The organism is Pseudomonas sp. SC11 (assembly GCF_047039205.1).
GTDB classification, from domain to species: Bacteria; Pseudomonadota; Gammaproteobacteria; order Pseudomonadales; family Pseudomonadaceae; genus Aquipseudomonas; species Aquipseudomonas boreofloridensis.
The window spans coordinates 1,692,355-1,713,164 of the sequence record NZ_CP178183.1 but is presented as its reverse complement, the minus strand read 5'-3'; the positions used below and the strand labels follow the sequence as shown (position 1 = coordinate 1,713,164).

Annotated in this window: 17 protein-coding genes; 7 read left to right on the top strand and 10 right to left on the bottom strand. The window is 64.4% G+C overall.

What is annotated here, in order from left to right; translation table 11 throughout:
* Nucleotides 1-55 precede the first annotated feature (55 nt).
* Complete coding sequence (mtnA, locus tag ACK2SD_RS07985) at nucleotides 56-1,129, bottom strand: S-methyl-5-thioribose-1-phosphate isomerase (RefSeq protein ID WP_304483345.1); 1,074 nt, start codon at nucleotides 1,127-1,129, stop codon at nucleotides 56-58.
* A gap of 109 nt (nucleotides 1,130-1,238) precedes the next feature.
* Between mtnA and ACK2SD_RS07980 the strand changes: the two genes are divergently transcribed.
* From ACK2SD_RS07980 to ACK2SD_RS07965, 4 genes are all read left to right on the top strand, one after another.
* Nucleotides 1,239-2,564: a TRZ/ATZ family hydrolase gene (locus ACK2SD_RS07980; RefSeq protein WP_412461828.1), complete on the top strand. Its 1,326-nt coding sequence runs from the start codon at nucleotides 1,239-1,241 to the stop codon at nucleotides 2,562-2,564.
* Between the two features lie 65 nt (nucleotides 2,565-2,629).
* Nucleotides 2,630-3,328: a bifunctional 2-polyprenyl-6-hydroxyphenol methylase/3-demethylubiquinol 3-O-methyltransferase UbiG gene (gene ubiG, locus ACK2SD_RS07975; protein WP_039579277.1), complete on the top strand. Its 699-nt coding sequence runs from the start codon at nucleotides 2,630-2,632 to the stop codon at nucleotides 3,326-3,328.
* Nucleotides 3,329-3,330: 2 nt separating this feature from the next.
* Complete coding sequence (mupP, locus tag ACK2SD_RS07970; protein WP_039579279.1) at nucleotides 3,331-4,002, top strand: N-acetylmuramic acid 6-phosphate phosphatase MupP; 672 nt, start codon at nucleotides 3,331-3,333, stop codon at nucleotides 4,000-4,002.
* Between the two features lie 48 nt (nucleotides 4,003-4,050).
* Nucleotides 4,051-4,791: a YciK family oxidoreductase gene (locus ACK2SD_RS07965; protein WP_116888721.1), complete on the top strand. Its 741-nt coding sequence runs from the start codon at nucleotides 4,051-4,053 to the stop codon at nucleotides 4,789-4,791.
* Between the two features lie 38 nt (nucleotides 4,792-4,829).
* Here the strand turns inward: ACK2SD_RS07965 and ACK2SD_RS07960 are convergent, their stop codons facing one another.
* The 7 genes from ACK2SD_RS07960 to ACK2SD_RS07930 form a co-directional block, all read right to left on the bottom strand.
* Nucleotides 4,830-5,621, bottom strand: coding sequence for a TenA family transcriptional regulator (locus tag ACK2SD_RS07960; protein WP_317872256.1), 792 nt, complete (start codon nucleotides 5,619-5,621; stop codon nucleotides 4,830-4,832).
* 45 nt (nucleotides 5,622-5,666) lie between these two features.
* Complete coding sequence (locus ACK2SD_RS07955; RefSeq protein WP_039579287.1) at nucleotides 5,667-8,123, bottom strand: EAL domain-containing protein; 2,457 nt, start codon at nucleotides 8,121-8,123, stop codon at nucleotides 5,667-5,669.
* 123 nt (nucleotides 8,124-8,246) lie between these two features.
* Nucleotides 8,247-10,079 (bottom strand): ABC transporter ATP-binding protein, encoded by a 1,833-nt coding sequence (locus ACK2SD_RS07950; protein ID WP_317872255.1) that lies wholly within the window; start codon nucleotides 10,077-10,079, stop codon nucleotides 8,247-8,249.
* On the bottom strand, nucleotides 10,072-10,704 hold the full coding sequence (locus ACK2SD_RS07945) for a DsbA family protein (protein WP_412461827.1): 633 nt from the start codon (nucleotides 10,702-10,704) through the stop codon (nucleotides 10,072-10,074). Before ACK2SD_RS07945 ends, ACK2SD_RS07950 begins: the two co-directional genes overlap by 8 nt.
* A gap of 3 nt (nucleotides 10,705-10,707) precedes the next feature.
* Nucleotides 10,708-11,640, bottom strand: a complete 933-nt coding sequence (locus tag ACK2SD_RS07940; RefSeq protein ID WP_029611954.1) for a rhodanese-related sulfurtransferase — start codon at nucleotides 11,638-11,640, stop codon at nucleotides 10,708-10,710.
* Between the two features lie 116 nt (nucleotides 11,641-11,756).
* Nucleotides 11,757-12,053, bottom strand: a complete 297-nt coding sequence (locus ACK2SD_RS07935; protein WP_029611955.1) for a BolA family protein — start codon at nucleotides 12,051-12,053, stop codon at nucleotides 11,757-11,759.
* A 10-nt stretch (nucleotides 12,054-12,063) separates the two neighbouring features.
* Nucleotides 12,064-12,588, bottom strand: a complete 525-nt coding sequence (locus ACK2SD_RS07930; protein ID WP_039579296.1) for a DUF2059 domain-containing protein — start codon at nucleotides 12,586-12,588, stop codon at nucleotides 12,064-12,066.
* 156 nt (nucleotides 12,589-12,744) lie between these two features.
* Between ACK2SD_RS07930 and ACK2SD_RS07925 the strand changes: the two genes are divergently transcribed.
* Nucleotides 12,745-14,139: a class II fumarate hydratase gene (locus tag ACK2SD_RS07925; protein WP_412461826.1), complete on the top strand. Its 1,395-nt coding sequence runs from the start codon at nucleotides 12,745-12,747 to the stop codon at nucleotides 14,137-14,139.
* 40 nt (nucleotides 14,140-14,179) lie between these two features.
* Here the strand turns inward: ACK2SD_RS07925 and ACK2SD_RS07920 are convergent, their stop codons facing one another.
* Nucleotides 14,180-15,139, bottom strand: a complete 960-nt coding sequence (locus tag ACK2SD_RS07920) for a DMT family transporter (protein ID WP_412461825.1) — start codon at nucleotides 15,137-15,139, stop codon at nucleotides 14,180-14,182.
* A gap of 144 nt (nucleotides 15,140-15,283) precedes the next feature.
* The gene (gene pap / locus ACK2SD_RS07915) at nucleotides 15,284-16,774 is read right to left on the bottom strand and encodes a polyphosphate:AMP phosphotransferase (protein ID WP_412461824.1); all 1,491 of its coding nucleotides are present in this window, start codon (nucleotides 16,772-16,774) and stop codon (nucleotides 15,284-15,286) included.
* Nucleotides 16,775-16,902: 128 nt separating this feature from the next.
* Between pap and mnmC the strand changes: the two genes are divergently transcribed.
* Nucleotides 16,903-18,888, top strand: a complete 1,986-nt coding sequence (gene mnmC, locus ACK2SD_RS07910; RefSeq protein WP_412461823.1) for a bifunctional tRNA (5-methylaminomethyl-2-thiouridine)(34)-methyltransferase MnmD/FAD-dependent 5-carboxymethylaminomethyl-2-thiouridine(34) oxidoreductase MnmC — start codon at nucleotides 16,903-16,905, stop codon at nucleotides 18,886-18,888.
* A gap of 133 nt (nucleotides 18,889-19,021) precedes the next feature.
* Nucleotides 19,022-20,809: an N-acetylglutaminylglutamine amidotransferase gene (locus ACK2SD_RS07905; protein ID WP_304483363.1), complete on the top strand. Its 1,788-nt coding sequence runs from the start codon at nucleotides 19,022-19,024 to the stop codon at nucleotides 20,807-20,809.
* Nucleotide 20,810 lies beyond the last annotated feature (1 nt).

Genomic DNA, 20,810 nt, shown 5'->3' with positions numbered 1-20,810 from the left:
GGGCAGGATGCCACTGGGGCGTAATTCTGTGCCGATCTGCCAGGCGTTCCAGCACTCAATGCAGGCGTTTGCGACACATCAGTTGGGCGATCTTGGCCGTATCAGGACGCTCGACAATGCCCTTTTCGGTCACGATCACGTCGATCAGGTCTGCGGGCGTCACATCAAAGACGGTATTGAACACTTCGACCTCGGCCGCCACCCGCTTGCCGGCCACTTCAAGCAGTTCGTCCGCCTCGCGCTCTTCCAGAGGAATGTCTTCGCCACTGGGCAAATTCAGGTCGATGCTGGTGCTCGATGCCACGACCATGAAGCGCACGCCGTGATGCATGGCCGCGACCGCCATCTGATAGGTACCGATCTTGCTCGCCACATCGCCATTGGCGGCGATGCAATCGGCGCCGACCACGACCCAGGTGATGCCTTTGGTCTTCATCAGATGTGCTAGCGCCGAGTCGGCACATACGGTGACCGGGATGCCCTCATGCGCCAACTCCCAGGCCGTGAGCCGCGAGCCTTGCAGCCACGGCCGGGTTTCGCCGGCATACACCCGCTCGACCATGCCTTCCAGGTAGGCGGCGTGGATCACCCCCAGGGCCGTACCGAAGCCACCACTGGCCAGGGCGCCGGCGTTGCCGTAGGTGAGCAAGGTCTGCTCGCTACCCTGATGGCGGCGGATCTGCTCGATGCCGTGCTGGGCCATGGTCAGGTTGGCTTCACGATCGCTTTCGTGGATGGCCACCGCCTCGGCCTCCATCAGCCCTAACAGATCATCTTCGGGGCTCAGGCGCTGCAGGCGCTCACGCATGCGGTTCAGCGCCCAGAAGAGATTGGCAGCCGTAGGACGCGCTTCAGCCAGCTCGAGAAAATCCTCCTCCAGCGCCTGCTCCCAATCGTCCTCGCCCAAGCGCTCGCGCAGGGCAAGAACCAGCCCATAGGCTGCAGCGATACCAATGGCCGCCGCCCCACGCACGGCCATGGCGCGGATCGCCTGCACGACGGAGGCGACGTCGGCACACTCCAGCCATTGCTCGCGGGCAGGCAGCAGACGCTGGTCGAGCAGGTGCAAGGTGCCATCACGCCACTGGATGCCGGTCACCTTCTCTGCCGCCATAAGTCGCTCGCGCATCGCCTCTCCCCGCCGTTGACTGATCAAAAGCGGACGATTATAGCGAGCCCAGGCCGCGAGCGCTCGGGTATACTGCGCGTTAAATCGTCAGAAACCCCGGACCCTGCGCATGCCGCCAGCCTCTTTGCCCGTTGACCTGCTGCTCGTTCCCACCTGGCTGGTGCCTGTGGAACCGGCCGGGGTGGTGCTGGAGGGGCACGCGCTTGGCATTCGCGATGGTCTGATCGCCTGGTTGGGGCCGCGCGAGCGGGCACCGCAGGCACGGGAGGTGCTCGAACTGCCCGACTGCGTGCTGACCCCTGGGTGGATCAATGCCCACGGCCATGCTGCCATGAGCCTGTTTCGCGGCCTGGCCGACGACCTGCCGCTGATGACCTGGCTGCACGCGCATATCTGGCCCGCTGAAGCGCGCTGGGTCGATGAGGCTTTCGTGCGAGACGGCACCGACCTGGCCATTGCCGAACAGCTCAAGGGCGGCATCACCTGCTTCGCCGACATGTATTTTTTCCCGCGCGAAGCCTGTGACCGCGTGCATCGCAGCGGTATGCGCGCGCAAGTGGCCGTGCCCTTGATGGACTTCGCCGTTCCCGGCGCGCGCAGCCCCGACGAAGCCCTGCATCAGGCCATCGCGCTGTTCGGCGACGTGCGCCATCACCCGCGCATCACCCTCGCCCTCGGCCCTCACGCGCCTTATACGCTCAACGACGAAAACCTGGAAAACATTCGCGTCATCGCTGACCAACTGGATGCGCCGCTGCACATGCACATCCACGAAACAGCCGATGAAGTGCAACGTGGCGAAGCCGAACACGGCGAGCGCCCGCTGACGCGCCTGGCCCGTCTGGGCCTGCTTGGCCCGCGCCTGCAGGCCGTGCACATGACCCAGGTCAGCGAAGACGACCTGGCCCTGCTGGTAGAAAGCAACACCAGCGTGGTGCATTGCCCACATTCCAATCTCAAACTGGCCAGCGGTTTCTGTCCGGTCGAGCGCCTGTGGCAGGCCGGCGTCAACGTCGCGCTGGGTACCGATGGCGCCGCCAGCAACAATGCCCTCGACCTGCTTGGCGAAGCCCGCACCGCCGCCCTGCTGGCCAAAGCCGTTGCCGGTTCGGCCACTGCCCTGGATGCCCACCGCGCCTTGCGCATGGCCACACTCAACGGCGCCCGGGCGCTGGGGCTGGAGGCCTGCATCGGCTCGCTGGAAGTCGGCAAGGCAGCGGACATCACGGTGTTCGACCTCTCGGGCCTGGCTCAGCAACCGGTGCATGATCCTGTTTCACAGTTGATCTACGCCACGGGCCGCGACTGCGTGCGCGATGTCTGGGTGGCGGGCCAGCGCCTGGTCGAGAACCACCGACTGACTCAGATGGACGAGGCCGCGCTGATCGCCAGCGCCCGCGAGTGGGGCGCGCGTATTCGCGACGGCCAAGCATGACTGGCGGGCAGCCAAGGCTGCTCGCCTGAGACACCTTTTATCGAAGCTTTCAGAGGATCTGTTCAATGAGCAACGTCGACCGCGCCGAAATCGCCAAGTTCGAGGCCCTGGCCCACCGCTGGTGGGACCGCGAGAGCGAGTTCAAGCCCCTGCACGAAATCAACCCGCTGCGGGTCAACTGGATCGACGAGCGCGCCAGCCTCGCCGGAAAAACCGTACTGGATGTCGGCTGCGGCGGCGGCATTCTCAGCGAAGCCATGGCCCAGCGCGGCGCGACGGTCACCGGGATCGACATGGGCGAAGCACCGCTGGCGGTGGCGCGCCTGCACCAGCTCGAGTCCGGCGTCGAAGTGGACTACCGGCAGATCACCGCCGAAGCGCTGGCCGAAGAGATGCCCGGTCAGTTCGATGTGGTCACCTGCCTTGAAATGCTCGAGCACGTGCCAGACCCTTCGTCGGTGATCCGCGCCTGCCAGCGTTTGGTCAAACCCGGCGGCCAGGTGTTCTTTTCGACCATCAACCGCAACCCGAAGGCCTATCTGCTGGCGATCGTCGGCGCCGAGTACATCCTCAAGATGCTGCCGCGCGGCACCCATGACTTCAAGAAGTTCATCCGCCCTTCCGAGCTCGGCGCCTGGTGCCGTGTGGTCGGGCTGGAGGTCAAGGACATCATCGGCCTGACCTATAACCCGCTGACCAAACACTACAAACTGGCCAGCGACGTCGACGTCAACTACATGATCCAGACCCTGCGCGAGGAATGAACATGCGCCTGCGAGCAGTTCTCTTCGACATGGACGGCACCTTGCTGGACACTGCACCGGACTTCATCGCCATCTGCCAGGCCATGCTCGCCGAGCGCGGCCTGCCGGCAGTGGACGACGAACTGATCCGAGGCGTGATCTCCGGCGGCGCCCGGGCCATGGTCGCCGCCACCTTTGCCATGGACCCCGAAGCAGAAGGTTTCGAGGCCCTGCGCCTGGAGTTTCTCGAGCGCTATCAGCGTGACTGCGCGGTACACAGCAAGCTGTTCGACGGCATGGACACGCTGCTGGGCGACATCGAGAAAGGCAACTTGCTGTGGGGCGTGGTCACCAACAAACCGGTGCGCTTCGCCGAGCCGATCATGCAGCAACTCGGCTTGGCCGAACGTTCGGCCCTGTTGATCTGCCCCGACCATGTCACCCGCAGCAAGCCTGACCCAGAGCCGCTGATCCTGGCATGCAAGACCCTTGGCCTGGACCCGGCCAGCGTGCTGTTCGTCGGTGACGATTTGCGCGACATCGAATCTGGCCGCGATGCAGGCACACGTACCGCCGCCGTGCGCTATGGCTATATCCACCCCGAGGACAACCCCAACAACTGGGGCGCGGACGTGGTCGTGGACCATCCGCTGGACCTGCGCAAGGTGATCGACAGCGCCCTGTGCGGCTGCTGAGAAGACGGACAACGCCCCTACTACCGGGGCACAGACAGGGATCACATCATGTTCGACTACACCCCACGTGCCGACCTGCTCAAGGGCCGTGTCATTCTGGTCACCGGTGCCGGTCGCGGCATCGGCGCCGCAGCGGCCAAGGCCTATGCCGCGCTGGGTGCCACGGTACTGTTGCTGGGCAAGACCGAGGCCAACCTCAACGAGGTCTACGACCAGATCGAGGCTGCTGGCCATCCGCAACCGGTGGTCATTCCGTTCAACCTGGAAACCGCCCTGCCCCACCAATACGACGAGCTGGCCGTGATGGTGGAAGAGCAGTTCGGGCGCCTCGACGGGCTGCTCAACAACGCCTCGATCATCGGGCCGCGCACCCCGCTGGAGCAATTGTCCGGCGACAACTTCATGCGCGTCATGCACATCAACGTCAATGCCACGTTCATGCTCACCAGCACCTTGCTGCCGCTGCTCAAGCTCTCCGAGGACGCATCGGTGGTGTTCACGTCCTCGAGCGTGGGTCGCAAGGGCCGGGCCTATTGGGGCGCCTATGGCGTGTCGAAGTTCGCCACCGAAGGATTGATGCAGACGCTGGCCGATGAACTGGAAGGCGTGGCGCCGGTGCGCGCCAATAGCATCAACCCCGGCGCCACGCGCACGGCGATGCGTGCGCTGGCTTATCCGAGCGAGAATCCGCAGGACAACCCGTTGCCCGAGCAGATCATGCCGGTCTATCTGTACCTCATGGGGCCGGACAGCACGGGCGTCAACGGGCAGGCCTTCAACGCCCAGTGAGCCCAGGATGGGGCGCCGTGCACAGCGCGCCCCTCGATCTACACCCCCGACGCCAACGCCGGTTTGTGCACGGCCTGGCGCTGGGCTGGCTCCATCGCCAGGCAACGCTCCAGGAACAGGTACATGCAGTCGTAACTCTTGCAGATCGCCTTGCGCAGCTCGTCCTGCAACGCCTGCGAAGGACGTTCCCCCACCAACGTGCAGATGATTTCCAACGCTTCCCAAGGATGCTCGTCGTCGTACTGGGCATGCAGCTTGAGCCAGCGCATCGCCGCCTTGTCACCGCGCTCGATGAATCCGCGGGCATAGGGCGTGTCGGGATAGACCAGCGCTGACCATTCGCCGGTGGCGCCCTCGATGGCGTAGTTGGTCGCCGCCATGGCGATCGCCAGCGACTCGGTGCTGCACACGCGCCAGCACCAGTCGTTCAGGAAGCTCAGCTCGGGCGGAACGTCCTGCCCCTGCAGGTCGTGGAGACTGACATCGTGAGCCTTGCACCATTTCACCCAATGGTCGGCATGATTGAGCTCGACGCGAATGTTGCGCATCAGCCAGCGACGCGCCATGTCTTCGCCTTGATGGCGGCCATAGCGGGTCTTGGTGAGGTTGTGCGCCATGTAGAGGGAAAACTGCTCGACCACTGGCCAGCCACCGATCAGGTACTGACGAATCGTCTGCTTGCTCAAGGTGCCTTCGCTCAAGCGCTGGTAGATTTCGTGCTCCACCACACGACGCTTGCTCTCGAAACATTGCTCGATCATCCGCTGGGCCCAGGCAGGATAGCTCCTGGGGTCCATCAGTGGTCCGATCCTTACGAATGCGTCTATCACTCTCAGCTCCTTGATTCCTTGTGATGATGCGGGGCACTGGCGTGGTCAGCGGAAGGCCCCCGGCGCCCGCTGAACTGGGGGCCTTGCTGCAATCCGTTGCCGCTGCAGACAGCCACAGGTGAACACCTGTGGCCGTTCGATCAGATAACCCTGGGCGTAGTCGACGCCAATCTCCTGCAGCGCCTGCTCGATCTGTGGCGTTTCGACGAACTCGGCGATGGTTTTCTTGCCCATCACATGACCGATGTGATTGATCACCTCGACCATGGCCCGATTGATGGGGTCGTCCAGCATGTCCTTGACGAAACTTCCGTCGATCTTGAGGAAGTCTACCGGCAAATGTTTCAAATAGGCGAATGACGACATTCCGGCGCAGAAGTCGTCCAGAGAGAACTTGCAGCCCAAACCTTTCAATTCATTGATGAAGCGAATGGCGCTTCCCAAATTGGCGATAGCGCTGGTTTCCGTTATTTCGAAACAAATCATCTGGGGTGGAATGCGGAACTCGTCGAACAGCCGTTGCAGACACTCCAGAAACTTGTCGTCGCCGATACTGATACCCGAGAGGTTGATCGCGCACATGGCCAACGGTTGGTCGCTGCCGGCGTCCAGCGCCTGACGAATCACCTGGAATACATTGCGCACCACCCAGCGATCGAGTGCCGGCATCAGACCGTAGCGCTCCGCGGCGGGAATGAAGCTGTCGGGCAGAATAGTCCGACCGCTTTCGTCGTGCAGACGTAGCAGAATCTCTAGATGTCCGGCGTCCTCGCCAGATTTGAGGGGAACGATCTCCTGGGCATACAGGCAGAAGCGGTTTTCCTCCAAGGCCACATGCAGGCGCTGGATCCAGGCCATCTCGCCAAAGCGCAGGGACAGCTCGCTGTCGTCGGCGTGGTACACCTGAACCCGGTTTCGCCCCTTTTCCTTGGCCATGTAGCAGGCCATGTCGGCAGCGCGCAACGAGGCCTCGAGCGTGCCAGCCAACTGGCCCAAGTGCACCAGGCCGATGCTCACGGTGGTGACGAAGGGCCGCTCTTTCCAGACGAAATGCAGGCTCTGCACAGTCTGACGCAGGTGCTCGGCGATGCGCTCGGCCTGCTCAGGACGGCAATTCTCCAGCAGCACCCCGAACTCATCGCCGCCCAGCCGGGCCAAGGTGTCGCCTTCACGCAGCCCCGACTGCAGGACCGCGCAGATGTGCCGCAGCAATTCGTCGCCCGCCGCATGGCCGCAGGTATCGTTGACCAGCTTGAATTGATCCAGGTCGAGGAACATCAACGAGTGGCGCCCGGACTGGCGGGCCAGAGCGTTGAGCGCCTGTTCCAGGCGATACTCGAACTCGCGGCGGTTGGCCAGCCCGGTCAGGGCGTCGTGGGTCGCCTGCCACGAGAGATTGGCGATGTACTGCCGCTCCTGCGTCATGTCGTGCAAGGCGAGCACGATGCCGCTTATTTGCCCATCGGTGTGGATGGGCGAGCCGACCAGGTTGACCGAAACCGTACTGCCATCCAGGCGCTGGATCAGCCGTGCATGTTCGGCGCCGCCCTTCAAACTGCCGCTGAGCACCTGCTCGACCAAGGTGCGACTGTCCTGCTCCGCGCTTTCGTCGAGCAAGCTGAACAGTGCCGCCAGCGGCAAGCCCTGGCCTTGACTGGCTTGCCAGTGGGTCAGTTGCTCGGCGGCCGGGTTCATGTAGAGGATGCAGCCGTCCACATCGGTGGTAATCACGGCATCGCCGATCGATTCGAGCGTGGTCTGCGCCCGCTCGCGCTCGATCTGCAGAGCACTGGCGAAAGCCTGGCGTTGCGACAGTAAGCGTGCCGAACGACGCCAGGCCAGGGTAATGAGAAACAGTGCGGTGAGCAGGTTGGTGACCATCAACACCCGCAGCAGCATCCGCGACCCCTCCCCCAACGCGTTGCTGAACGCCTTGGCAGCAGGCGTGACGCCCTCGTTGATGGTCACGATGCGTGCTTTCCATTGCGCCACTTCGGCCTCACTGGCGCTGCCTTGGGTGAAACCGGCGTGCATCTCGCGCGCGACCCCATCCAACTGTCGCAGGTAGTCGTCACCGGTGTTCCAGTAGTCGATGGCCCGTTCCATGTAGCTGATGTGGCGGAAGTTCTTGTAGAACCAGATGATCCGGTTGACGTCATCGGGATGATTGCCGCCCTGCAGAATGCCGGTACGGGCAGCCTCTATATCCGGCACGGGCTGATCGAGGGCGACTCGCAACTGACGGTCACCCTGAGGGATGGCGATGGCCTGGTGATAACGCTGGAACACCTGCTCGTCACGGTTTTGCGCGTACAGGCTGAGAAAGTAGATGGCGTCCTTCTGCGCCTTGGACCACAGGCTCTCGCCCGCCACGTAAGCACGCATGGCCGAGAGTGAATACAAACTGAGGCTGCCCAAGAGCACTTGGAAAACCACTACAGCGACGAAGGGCCAGATGATCCCCAGCAGCCTTGGCGCTTCGAGCGTCCGATTTCCCTTCATGTAGTCCCTGCCCACCGCACAGATGGCACTAATTGCCCCAGACCAGCACAGCGTAGGCCATTGGCCAGCCACAAGCCACAAGACACGCACCGCGCACGATCACAGGGGTAGGTTCGGTGCCGTTCAGGTCTGCTGCAGGTGGCCGTACAACTTGGCGTACAGGCCGCCTTCGGCGATCAGTTGCTGGTGGTCGCCGTCCTCGGCCACGCGACCGCCGTCGAACACCAGCACGCGATCGGCCTGCTTCACCGCCGACAGGCGGTGGGCAATGATCAGGGTAGTGCGACCACTGAGGAAGCGTGCCAGGGCCTGATGCAGGTTGTACTCGGTCGCCGCATCGAGGGCGGAGGTGGCTTCGTCGAGAATCACCACCTTCGGCTCTGCCAGCACCATGCGCGCAATCGCCAGACGCTGGCGCTGACCGCCGGAAAGGCGCACCCCGGAACGACCGACCACGGCGTCCAGCCCTTGCGGCAAAGCGGCGATGGTGGCGTCGAGCTGCGCAATGCGCAGCGCCTGCCAACAGGCCTCGTCACTGCATTCGCGCCCCATGGTCAGGTTGGCGCGCACGCTGTCGTTGAACAGAGAGGGATGCTGCAGCACCACAGCCACCTGCTCGCGCAGGGTTTCCAGGCCGATCTCCTGCAGACTGGCGCCACCGAAGCGGATGGTCCCGGCCTGGGCGCTGTAGAGCCCGAGCAACAACTGCACCAGGGTGCTCTTGCCGCCACCGCTGGCACCGACGATGGCGACCTTCTCGCCTGGCGCGATCGACAGGTTCAAGTGCTCGAGCACGGGCTCGTCGGCATAGGAAAACTGCAGGTCGCGCACCTCGATCCCCACGGTCTGCTGACCGCTGAACGGATCGCAGGCACTGGGATAATCCGGCTCGTCCTCACGCGCCAATAGCTCGTTCAGCCGGCTCAGCGCGCCACCGGCGGCGTAGTAGGCATATTGCAGGTTGAGCAACTGCTCCACCGGACCGATCATGAACCACAGGTAGCTGAACACCGCCAGCATCTGCCCGATGGACAGATCCGAGAACAGCACCGTGAGCATGGCGGCCGCGCGGAAGATGTCGATACCGAACTGAAACAGCAAGCCGCTGGCGCGGCCGCTGGCATCGCTCTTCCACTGCGAGGCCACCGCATAGTCACGCACTTCCCGCGCGCGCAGGCCGAGGCGGCCTAGAAAATAGCCCTGGCGGTTGCTGGCGCGGATTTCCTGGATGGCGTCGAGGGTCTCGCTCAAGGCCTGGGTGAAACGCCCCGTGCTGTCGTTCTCCAGCTTCTTCAGGTGCTTGACCCGCTTGCCCAATTGCACGGTGAAATAGATCACCAGCGGGTTGAATAGCAGAATCAGCAGCGCCAGCTTCCAGTGCATCCACAGCAGGATGGCGGCGGTTCCCGTCAAAGTCAGCATGGCCACGAGGAAGCGGCTCAGGGTTTCGCCGACGAACTTGTCCAGCGTGTCCAAGTCCGTGACCAGGTGCGTGGTGACCGTGCCGCTGCCCAGGCTCTCGTATTCCTTGAGCGAGATGCGCTTGAGGCGCTCGATCAGGCGCACGCGCAGCCGGTAGACGATGTCCTTGGCCAACCGCGCGAACTGCCGCGCCTGGATCACGCCAAACGCCAGCGAGGCCAGGCGCAAGCTGAACGTGGCCAGCAGCATCAGACCGATGTAGCCGCCTGCGACCTGCCAGGAAGTCGGTAGCCATTGGTTCATCCACTTCAGCGCGGTATCGCCATGGCCCAGGAGCACTTCGTCGACCAGCAGCGGCAACAGCAGCGGAATCGGCACGCTGCAGGCGGCGGCGAGGACGGCCACCAGGTTGGCAGTCCACAGCGCCTTGCGGTGATGCAGCGCCAGGCGACGGATTTCCGCCCAGCTCAGTCGATCCGGCGCACCGCCGGGCTTCCCGGGCACAGGGTCTGGCGACCCTGGAAGATCAAGCACAGGCGGCCTGCTGCAGCCAGCGGCCCAGCAACGGTTCGAGCTTGTCCAGCGGCTGGTAGCCGTTGGTCAGCAGCGCCAGTTGTCCCTTGCGTTCGGCCAGCAGCGTCGGAAAGCCGGCGATGCCCAGGTCCTGCACCCAGGAAAAGTCGGCCGCCGTCTGGGCACGGGTATCGGCACTGGAGAACGCTGCCGCGAAGGCCTCGCGCGCGTAGCCGGCCTGCTCGGCCAAATCCACCAATTGCGGGGCACGGGTCACATCCAGCGCCTGTTCGTAGAATGCGCGCTGAATCAGTTCGAGCAGCGTCCAGACATCCGCACACTGCACTCCACGCGCGGCGACCAGCGCACGGCAGGCCGGCTCGGTGTCGTAGACGAACCCGTCGGGCATGGCGCCATCGAAGCGGAACGGCTGACCGGTCGCCTCGGCCACCGCTTGCCAATGCTCGAGGATGTACTGGCGGGTGGCGCTATCCAAGGCGTTACTGCCACTGCGTAGCCCCCCGACCACCAACTGCGTCTGCACCCCAGCGTCCTGCGCCTGGGCGATCAGCGCCTGGGCCACGGGCGCGAAGCCCCAGCACCAGGAACACATCGGGTCCATCACGTAGAGCAGGCGTGCCGTCATGCCTCAAACCTCGGCTTTGTAGTTGTGCCCGATCGGATGCGGCAAGTTGCGCGCCTTGGCCAGCTCGATCTGCTTCTGCCGGTCGATGGCACTGCGCCGAGTCTTCTCGCTGAGGCTGTCCCAGCAGTGCGGGCAGCTCACCCCTGGCGAATAATGTTCGGACTCACGATCCTTGGCGTCGATCGGGTGGCGGCAGGCGTGGCACTGGTCGTACTCGCCCTCGGACAGGTCGTGGCGCACGGTGACCCGATTGTCGAAGACGAAGCAGTCGCCATCCCACAGGCTCTGCTCCTGAGGCACTTCTTCGAAGTACTTCAGGACGCCGCCTTTCAAATGATAGACCTCTTCAAAACCCTCGCCGAGCATATAGCTGGAGGCTTTCTCGCAACGGATGCCACCGGTGCAGAACATCGCCACTTTCTTGTGCTTGCTCGGGTCGAAGTTGGCTTTGATGTACTCGGGAAACTCGCGGAAGGTCTCGGTCTTCGGGTCGATGGCGCCCTTGAACGTGCCGATGGCCACTTCATAGTCGTTGCGGGTGTCGATCAGCAGCACTTCAGGGTCGCTGATCAGCGCGTTCCAGTCCTTGGGCTCGACGTAAGTGCCGACCTGGCGGTTCGGGTCAACACCCGGTACGCCCAAGGTGACGATCTCTTTCTTGAGCTTGACCTTGGTGCGGTAGAACGGCTGCTCGTCGCAGTAGGACTCCTTGTGGTCGACATCCACCAGGCGCGCATCGCTGCGCAGCCAGGCCAGCAGGCCATCGATGCCTTCGCGGGTAGCCGAAACGGTGCCGTTGATGCCTTCGTGGGCCAGCAGCAAGGTGCCTTTGACGCCGTTGTCGAGCATGGCCTTGAGCAGGGGCTCACGCAGTTCGACAAAGTCATTCAGGGTGACGAACTTGTACAGCGCCGCCACGACGATCGGTTGGGACATGACTCATGTTCTCCTGGTGGTCACCCTCGTAAGGGGCGGACCGGGTTTGACAAAAAGCAGAGGGCCGCAAAGCGGCCCTCGGATGACGCGGATTCTACCAGAACGACAAGCAGGTTTCAGTGCCCGCCGCCTGCACACACCGGCGAGGCCGGCGCCACACCCACTTGCGCCCACTCTTGCGGCGTGTAGGTGTGAATGGCCAGGGCATGGATTTCACCCATCAGCTCACCCATGGTGGCGTAGACCTTCTGGTGACGCTTGACGCTGTTCAAGCCAGCGAACTGCTCGCTGACCAGCACCGCCTTGTAATGCGTCTCCTGCCCACGACTGTGCATGTGACTCTCGTTCAGCACCTGCAAGTGCAGGTCGCCGAGCTCGGCCAACTGGCGTTCGATGCGTTGCTGCATGCTCATCGCGTCAGGCTCACTTCTTCGCTGGCGCGGCGGCCTTGCCGGCGTTCGGGTCCAGCTCCTTGGTCATGTCGTCCAGCAGCTTGTTGACCACCGGCACGGCAGGCTCGAGGCTCTGCTGGGTCAGCTGGGCCGATTGCTGGGTGACTTTCGGCATTTCCTGCAGGACTTTCTTGCCCAGCGGCGACTCGTAGAACTTGACCAGGTCCTTGAGCTCTTGCTCGGTGAAGGTCGCGGTGTACAGATTGACCATCTGCGGCTTGAGCTTCTTCCAGCCGATGGCGCTGTCCAGCGCAGCATTGGCCTTGGCCTGGTAGCTGGCCAGCACCGGCTTCTTGGAGTCCGGCGCTTTGGTCTGGGCGAAGCGCTGGGCGAACATCTGCTGAACCTGCATGTAGACCGGAGTGCCCAGCTTGTCGGCACTGGCCAGGCTCAGGAACTTCTCGGCGGCGGCGTTGTGGCTTGGAGTGGCGGCGAGGACCTGGCCACTGGCACAGGCCAGGGCGACGGCGGCAAAGAGGACACGAAGACGGGTCATTGCAATTCCTTCATGAAAGGGTGAGGCGGATACCTCGGAGTCGAGCATTCTGCGCCGCAGCGGGCGTTGTGCTCAAGTGGCAGGACGAGCGATTGAACCGCTCGGACGAAACAGGACCTAAACTGCGATTTCGTTCTACAAAGGAGTGAACGCAGCATGAGCCGTATCGAGACAGACAGCCTGGGCCCGGTCGAAGTTCCTGAACAGGCCTACTGGGGCGCGCAGACCCAGCGCTCGCTGGTGAACTTCGCCATCGGCCAGCAGCGCATGCCCTTGCCCGTGCTGCATGCCCTGGCACTGATCAAGAAAGCGGCGGCGCGGGTCAATGACCGCAACGGCGACCTGCCAGCCGACCTCGCGCGGCTGATCGAGCAGGCGGCCGACGAAGTGCTGGCGGGCAAGCATGACGACCAGTTTCCCTTGGTCGTGTGGCAGACCGGCAGCGGCACCCAGAGCAACATGAACGTCAACGAAGTGATCGCCGGGCGGGCCAACGAGCTGGCGGGCAAGGGCCGCGGCGGCAAGCTGCCGGTGCACCCGAACGACCACGTCAACCGCTCGCAGAGCTCCAACGACTGTTTCCCCACCGCCATGAGCATCGCTGCCGCCCAGGCCGTGCAGACGCAACTGCTGCCGGCCATCGCCGAACTGTCGTCGGGACTGGCGGAGCTCTCGGCGCGCCATTCGCAGCTGGTCAAGACCGGCCGTACGCACATGATGGACGCCACGCCGATCACCTTCGGCCAGGAAGTGTCGGCCTTCGTCGCCCAGCTTGACTACGCCCAGCGCGCAATCCGCGCCACCCTGCCGGCGGTCTGCGAGCTGGCCCAGGGCGGCACCGCCGTGGGCACCGGCCTGAATGCCCCCCAAGGCTTTGCAGAAGCCATCGCCGCCGAGCTGGCGGCGCTGTCCGGCCTGCCCTTCGTCACCGCGCCGAACAAATTCGCCGCCCTCGCCGGCCACGAGCCGCTGACCAGCCTGGCGGGCGCCCTGAAGACGCTGGCCGTGGCATTGATGAAGATCGCCAATGACCTGCGCCTGCTCGGCTCCGGACCACGCGCGGGGCTGGCCGAGGTCCGTCTGCCGGCCAACGAGCCAGGCAGCTCGATCATGCCAGGCAAGGTCAATCCGACTCAGTGCGAAGCGCTGTCGATGCTCGCCTGCCAAGTGCTGGGCAACGACGCCACCATCGGCTTCGCCGCCAGCCAGGGGCACCTGCAGTTGAACGTGTTCAAGCCGGTGATCATTCACAACCTGCTGCAGTCGATCGAACTGCTGGCCGACGGCTGCCGCAACTTCCAGCAGCACTGCGTGGCCGGTATCGAGCCGGACGCCGAGCAGATGGCGGCGCACCTGGAACGTGGATTGATGCTGGTGACCGCGCTCAATCCGCACATCGGCTATGACAAGTCGGCGGAAATCGCCAAGAAGGCCTACAGCGAAGGCAAGACCTTGCGCGAAGCGGCGCTGGAGTTGCAGTACCTGAGCAATGAAGAGTTCGACCAGTGGGTACGGCCGGAGAACATGCTGGCACCGGGCGGCAAGGGCTGACCCGCTGTCGACGTCGTCCCGATCGCGCGGTTGCCTGCGATCAGGACGACAGTCGGCGTCGCCCTCGGGCCCGCCACCCTGCCACCAACGACGGCCCCAACGCCACCAGCGCGGACCCCACGACCACGGTCACTGCGCCGAAGTAACCCAGCGCATTGATGTCCTCGGCATGCACGTAGTCAGGCCATACCCAGGCCGCTCCGGCCACCGCCACGAAGGTCACCAGCGGCGTCAGCGCCAAGGTCGCACTGACCCGCGAAGCCTCCCAGTGCGCCAGGGCCTCGGCGAAGGCGCCGTAGGCCACCAGGGTGTTCAAGCAGCAGGCCAGCAGCAGCCAGCCCTGCACCGGCGTCAACTGCAAGGCTTCAAGAGGCTGTACCCAAGGCGTCAGCAACGCCGCGCAGCTCAGGTAGATGACCATCATCACCTGTTGCGAATGCCAGACCGTCAGCAGTTGCTTCTGGCTCAGGGCATAGAACACCCAGATGCTGGTGGCCAGGAGGATGGTCAGTACCCCCGTGGTGTAGGCACCCAGCGATGTCAGCAACTCTTCCAGGCGTTGGTTGAAGAACAGCCCGAACCCGACCAGCAGCACTAGCAGACCGAGCCCTTGGCCGACACTGAAACGCTCTTTGAAGACGAAAACGCTGGCCACCAGCAGCAGCACCGGCCCCAACTGCACCACCAGTTGCGCCGTGCCGGGACTGAGCAGCTTGAGCCCGACCAGGTACAACACGTAATTGCCCATCAGCCCACAAACGGCCACCACCACCAGCCCAAGCCGCTTGCGCCCCAGCCCCCGAAACACCGGCAAACGCCGGCTGGCCGCCAGCCAGGCGAACAACAGCCCGCCAGACACCAGCAAGCGATACCAGGTGACCGTGACCGGGTCCATGACCAGCAGTACCTGCTTGAGTTTGATCGGCAGAATGCCCCAGAGCAGCGCGGTCAGCAGCGCCAGCGAAAAACCGCGGACCCAGCGTCCGGAAGAAGTGTGCATAGCGTCCTCGATAAGGGAGCAGCGGCAAGCGGCAAGCGGCAAGCGGCAAGCGGCAAGCGGCACAGCGTGCACCGCCACTCAACGCCAGGCAATAGCTTGAAGCTTGAAACTTGCCGCTTGAAGCTTGAAACTTGAAGCTCGCTGCTATTTCTTGTGCTTGGCGAACGCAGCCTCCAGGGCTGCGTTGAGTGTGCGCAGCACTTTGACCCGGGCCCAGCGCTTGTCGTTGGCTTCCACCAACGTCCAGGGCGCGATCTCGGTGCTGGTGCGGTCGACCATGTCACCCACCGCCTCGGCATACACATCCCACTTGTCGCGGTTGCGCCAGTCCTCTTCGGTGATCTTGTAGCGCTTGAACGGTATCTGCTCGCGTTCCTCGAAGCGCTCCAGTTGCGTCTGCTGGTCGATTGCCAGCCAGAACTTCACCACCACCACGCCGGCGTTGCTCAACTGCTCTTCGAAATCGTTGATCTCGCCGTACGCGCGCATCCAGTCGGCCGGGCTGCAGAAGCCTTCGACGCGCTCCACCAGCACCCGTCCATACCAGGAACGGTCGAAAACGGTGAACTTGCCGCGCGCCGGCACGTGTCGCCAGAAGCGCCACAGATAGGGCTGGGCGCGCTCTTCTTCGGTGGGTGCGGCGATCGGCACGATGCGGTACTGGCGCGGATCCAGGGCGGCGGCGACGCGGCGGATGGCACCGCCCTTGCCTGCCGCGTCATTGCCCTCGAACACGGCCACCAAGGCGTGTTCGCGCATGCGCTTGTGGCGTAGCAGGCCGGCCAGACGCGCCTGCTCGGCCACCAGTTGCTCCTGGTAGTCCTGCTTGTCCAGGCGTCGAGTCAGGTCCAGCGCACCCAGCAGGCTCATGTGGTCGATGCTGCGGCCCAGCGGCGCGACGTTGGCCTGACGCGTGTTCTTGGCGTTGGCCAGCGCCGCCTGCAGGCTCTCCAGCAGGATGCGCCCGACGGCCAGTGCACGGTAATTGGGGTCGACACCTTCGATCACATGCCAGGGCGCATAGTCGCGGCTGGTGCGGCGCAACACACGCTCGCCGAAGCGCACGAAGCGGTCGTAGGTCTGCGACTGCTGCCAATCCAGCGGGCTGATGCGCCAACTGTGCAGCGGATCGTCGCGCAGGGTCTTGAGTCGGGCCTTCATCTGTTTCTTGGACAGATGGAACCAGAACTTGATGATCACCGTGCCTTCGTCGCAGAGCATCTGCTCCAGACGCTCGGCACCATTGATGGCCTGGTCGAGCACCGCATCCTTGAACTGACCGTGGACCCGGCCCTGGATCATCTGGCTATACCAGTTGCCGAAGAACACGCCCATCCGCCCCTTGGGCGGCAGCGCACGCCAGTAGCGCCAGGCCGGGGGCCGGGCCAGCTCCTCGTCGGTCTGCTGGTCGAAGGTGCGCACCTCGATCATCCGCGGGTCCATCCACTCGTTGAGCAGCTTGACCGTCTCGCCCTTGCCAGCGCCCTCGATGCCATTAATCAACACGATGACCGACAGCCGCGCCTGCTGCTTGAGCTCGAACTGCGCCTCGAGCAGGGCCTCGCGCAGTGCGGGCACCTCGGCGTCATAGGTGTGCTTGTCGATGCTGTGACCGATTTCCGCGGATTCGAACATGGAGGGCTCCTTCACTGGACCGGCCTAAGCTACAAGCTGCGAGCGGCAAGCTGCAAGAAAAAGCGCGGCGTGCCACTATTGGCGCTTTCCCGCAGTTTGAAGCGCGCTGCTTGCAGCGCTCAGAGGCCATGTCCGATAACGCCCCTCTCCAGCACGCCCAGATCGACTGGGATGCGCAAGGCCGCCCCCATTCGCGGCAGTACGACGACGTCTACTTTTCCAAGAACGAAGGCGTGCATGAAACGGTGTACGTGTTCCTGGAACGCAACCACTTGGCTCAGCGCTTTGGCGCATTGGGCGCGCACGACTGCCTGGTGATCGGCGAGACCGGTTTTGGCACCGGCATGAATTTCTTCTGTGCCTGGCAGTTGTTCGATCAGACTGCCCAGGCCGAAGCACGCCTGCATTTCGTCAGCGTCGAAAAATATCCGCTGACCCGCGCCGACCTGGCCCGCGCCGCCGCGCTATGGCCGCAGCTGTCGGCCTACAGCGACGCATTGCTGGCACAGTACGTGGCCATTCATCCGGGCTTTCAGCAGTTCAGCTTCGATCAGGGTCGCGTCACCCTGACCTTGATGGTCGGCGATGCCCTGCAGCAGCTACCGCTGCTCGATGCGCGCATCGATGCCTGGTTCCTCGATGGCTTCGCCCCGGCGAAGAACCCGGACATGTGGACGCCCGAGCTGTTCGCTCAACTGGCCCGCCTCTCACACCCAGGTACCACCCTGGGCACCTTCACCACCACGGGGTGGGTACGCCGCAGTCTGCTGGCGGCCGGGTTCGCCATGCGCAAGGTGCCGGGGCTGGGCAAGAAATGGGAGGTGATGGGCGGCGAGTTCGTCGGGACGCCCGACGATCCGCACGCCGCGCCCCCCTCTGCGCCCTGGTATGCCCGTCCTGCTGCGGTCCGAGGACCTCGGCAAGCCCTGGTGATCGGCGCCGGGCTGGCGGGCTGCGCCAGTGCCGCCAGCCTGGCGGCGCGGGGTTGGCAGGTCGAGGTGCTGGAGCGCCATGACGCCCCGGCCCGCGAGGCGTCCGGCAATCCGCAGGGCGTGCTGTACCTCAAGCTCTCGGCCCATGGCACGGCCCTGTCGCAGATGATCCTTTCCGGTTTCGGCTACACCCGACGCTGGCTCGAGCGGCTGCAACGCGGTCGCGACTGGGACGACTGTGGCGTGCTGCAACTGGCCTTCGATGCCAAGGAGCGCGCGCGTCAGGGCAAGCTTGCAGCCGCCTTCGACAGCCGCTTGCTGCATGGGGTCGAGCGCGAACAGGCCCAGGCCATCGCGGGCATCGACCTGGCCAGTGGCGGCCTGTTCTATCCCGAGGGCGGCTGGGTGCACCCGCCGGCGTTGTGCCAGGCGCAATTGCAGCACCCACGCATCCGCCTGCTGACCCACCGCAGCGTGCTGGAACTGCGCCGGGACGCGGGCCTGTGGCAGGCCTGGGACGGCGAGCAGTTGCTGGCCAGCGCACCGCTGGTGGTCTTGGCCGGTGCCGCCGAGGTGCGTCAGTTCCCAGCCTGCGCCGAACTGCCACTCAAGCGCATTCGCGGACAGATCACCCGGGTGCCGCTCACCACGCGCAGCCAATCCTTGAGTACCGTGGTCTGTGCCGATGGCTACGTGGCCCCGGCGCGTCACGGCGAACATACCCTCGGCGCCAGTTTCGACTTCCACAGCCAGGACCTCGCCCCCACGGCCGCCGAACACGCCAGCAACCTGGCACTGCTGCAGGCGATTTCCCCAGACCTGGCGCAACGCCTGGGCGCCGCCGAGCTGGATCCGACCCGCTTGCAAGGGCGTGCCGCCTTCCGTTGTACCAGCCCCGACTACTTGCCGATCGTCGGCCCCCTGGCCGATCCCGGCGCGTTCGCCGACACCTATGCCGTGCTGGCCAAGGACGCTCGCCAGGTCCCCGCCATCGACTGCCCCTGGCTGGATGGCCTGTACGTCAACACCGGCCATGGCTCTCGCGGCTTGATTACCGCGCCCCTCAGCGGCGAGCTGATCGCCGCCTGGGCCAGCGGTGAACCCCTGCCGCTACCGCGCGCCGTGGCCGAAGCGTGCCACCCGAACCGCTTCGCCTTGCGCAAGCTCATTCGCGGGAAGTAACCGCCCTCAGTGCCGAACGCCACTCGTCGCTTATAACGGATCGATCTAAAACTCTGCTAATTCACCTGGGTCAGTTCCTTAAGGTGCCCCATGGGAGGGCACTTTTCCCCAACGGCAAAACCGGTAAGGACTTATGTGCGGATTAGCAGGAGAGTTGCGTTTCACCCCCCTCGACCAAGCCCCTCGCCCGGCGGACCTCGCCGCGGTGGAGCGCATCACCCACCATCTGGCGCCCCGTGGCCCCGATGCCTGGGGCTTCCACAGTCAGGGGCCTATCGCCCTCGGTCACCGACGACTGAAGATCATGGACCTGTCCGACGGCTCGGCACAGCCGATGGTCGACAACACCCTGGGGCTTTCACTGGCGTTCAACGGCGCCATCTACAATTTCCCTGAACTGCGCCAGGAACTGCAGGACCTGGGTTACAGCTTCTGGTCCGACGGCGACACCGAGGTGCTGCTCAAGGGTTACCACGCCTGGGGCGCGGCGCTGCTGCCCAAGCTCAACGGCATGTTCGCCCTGGCCATCTGGGAGCGCGACAACCAGCGCCTGTTCCTGGCCCGCGATCGCCTGGGCGTCAAACCGCTGTACCTGTCGCGCAACGGCGAGCGCCTGCGCTTCGCCTCGACGCTGCCCGCGCTGCTCAAAGGTGGCGACATCGATCCGATGCTCGATCCAGTGGCCCTCAACCACTACCTGAATTTCCACGCCGTGGTCCCAGCACCGCGCACCCTTCTGGCCAACGTGCAGAAGCTCGAACCGGGCACTTGGATGCGCGTCGACCGGCACGGCGAGGTAGAGCGCCAGACCTGGTGGCAACTGCAGTACGGCCCCAAGCCCGATGAACGCGAACTCGACCTGGAAGGCTGGACCACCCGCGTACTGGATGCCACCCGCGAAGCGGTCGCCATTCGCCAGCGCGCCGCAGTCGATGTCGGCGTGCTGCTCTCCGGCGGTGTCGATTCGAGCTTGCTGGTCGGCCTGCTGCGCGAAGTGGGCGTGGAGGATCTGTCGACCTTCTCCATCGGTTTCGAAGACGCCGGCGGCGAGCGCGGCGACGAATTCCAGTATTCGGACCTGATCGCCCGCCACTACGGCACCCGCCACCACCAGTTGCGCATTGCCGAGCACGAGATCATCGATCAACTGCCAGCCGCCTTCCGCGCCATGAGCGAGCCCATGGTCAGCCACGACTGCATCGCCTTCTACCTGCTCTCGCGGGAAGTGGCCAAGCACTGCAAGGTGGTACAGAGCGGCCAGGGCGCCGACGAGCTGTTCGCCGGCTATCACTGGTATCCCCAGGTCGATGGCGCCAGCGACGCCTTCGGCGCCTACCGCAATGCCTTCTTCGACCGCAGTCATGACGAGTACCGCGAAACGGTGCAGGCGCCCTGGCTGCTGGACAACGACGCGGCCGGCGATTTCGTCCGTGAGCATTTCGCCCGCCCGGGCGCGCCGGATGCCGTGGACAAGGCCTTGCGCCTGGACAGCACGGTGATGCTGGTCGACGACCCGGTCAAGCGCGTCGACAACATGACCATGGCCTGGGGCCTGGAGGCGCGCACGCCGTTCCTCGACTACCGCCTGGTGGAACTCTCTGCGCGCGTGCCAGCGCGCTTCAAGCTGCCGGACGGCGGTAAGCAGGTGCTCAAGCAGGCCGCGCGGCGGGTCATTCCCCACGAAGTGATCGACCGCAAGAAGGGCTATTTCCCGGTCCCGGGCCTCAAGCACCTGGAAGGCGCCACATTGAACTGGGTGCGCGAACTGCTCACCGACTCGAGCCAGGATCGCGGCCTGTTCAACCCCGCGATGCTCGATCGCCTGCTGAGCAATCCCCAGGGTCAGCTCACGCCACTGCGCGGCTCGAAGCTGTGGCAGTTGGCAGCCCTGAACCTGTGGCTCAGCGAACAAGGAATCTGAT

Bases quoted from the DNA above. Each gene is read 5' to 3' on its own strand.
- pap (WP_412461824.1), bottom strand. From the start codon at position 16,774: ATGTTCGAATCCGCGGAAATCGGTCACAGCATCGACAAGCACACCTAT.
- ACK2SD_RS07920 (WP_412461825.1), bottom strand. From the start codon at position 15,139: ATGCACACTTCTTCCGGACGCTGGGTCCGCGGTTTTTCGCTGGCGCTG.
- ACK2SD_RS07945 (WP_412461827.1), bottom strand. From the start codon at position 10,704: ATGACGGCACGCCTGCTCTACGTGATGGACCCGATGTGTTCCTGGTGC.
- ACK2SD_RS07965 (WP_116888721.1), top strand. From the start codon at position 4,051: ATGTTCGACTACACCCCACGTGCCGACCTGCTCAAGGGCCGTGTCATT.
- mnmC (WP_412461823.1), top strand. From the start codon at position 16,903: ATGTCCGATAACGCCCCTCTCCAGCACGCCCAGATCGACTGGGATGCG.
- ACK2SD_RS07980 (WP_412461828.1), top strand. From the start codon at position 1,239: ATGCCGCCAGCCTCTTTGCCCGTTGACCTGCTGCTCGTTCCCACCTGG.
- mupP (WP_039579279.1), top strand. From the start codon at position 3,331: ATGCGCCTGCGAGCAGTTCTCTTCGACATGGACGGCACCTTGCTGGAC.
- ACK2SD_RS07930 (WP_039579296.1), bottom strand. From the start codon at position 12,588: ATGACCCGTCTTCGTGTCCTCTTTGCCGCCGTCGCCCTGGCCTGTGCC.
- ACK2SD_RS07935 (WP_029611955.1), bottom strand. From the start codon at position 12,053: ATGAGCATGCAGCAACGCATCGAACGCCAGTTGGCCGAGCTCGGCGAC.
- ubiG (WP_039579277.1), top strand. From the start codon at position 2,630: ATGAGCAACGTCGACCGCGCCGAAATCGCCAAGTTCGAGGCCCTGGCC.
- ACK2SD_RS07940 (WP_029611954.1), bottom strand. From the start codon at position 11,640: ATGTCCCAACCGATCGTCGTGGCGGCGCTGTACAAGTTCGTCACCCTG.
- mtnA (WP_304483345.1), bottom strand. From the start codon at position 1,129: ATGCGCGAGCGACTTATGGCGGCAGAGAAGGTGACCGGCATCCAGTGG.
- ACK2SD_RS07905 (WP_304483363.1), top strand. From the start codon at position 19,022: ATGTGCGGATTAGCAGGAGAGTTGCGTTTCACCCCCCTCGACCAAGCC.
- ACK2SD_RS07955 (WP_039579287.1), bottom strand. From the start codon at position 8,123: ATGAAGGGAAATCGGACGCTCGAAGCGCCAAGGCTGCTGGGGATCATC.
- ACK2SD_RS07925 (WP_412461826.1), top strand. From the start codon at position 12,745: ATGAGCCGTATCGAGACAGACAGCCTGGGCCCGGTCGAAGTTCCTGAA.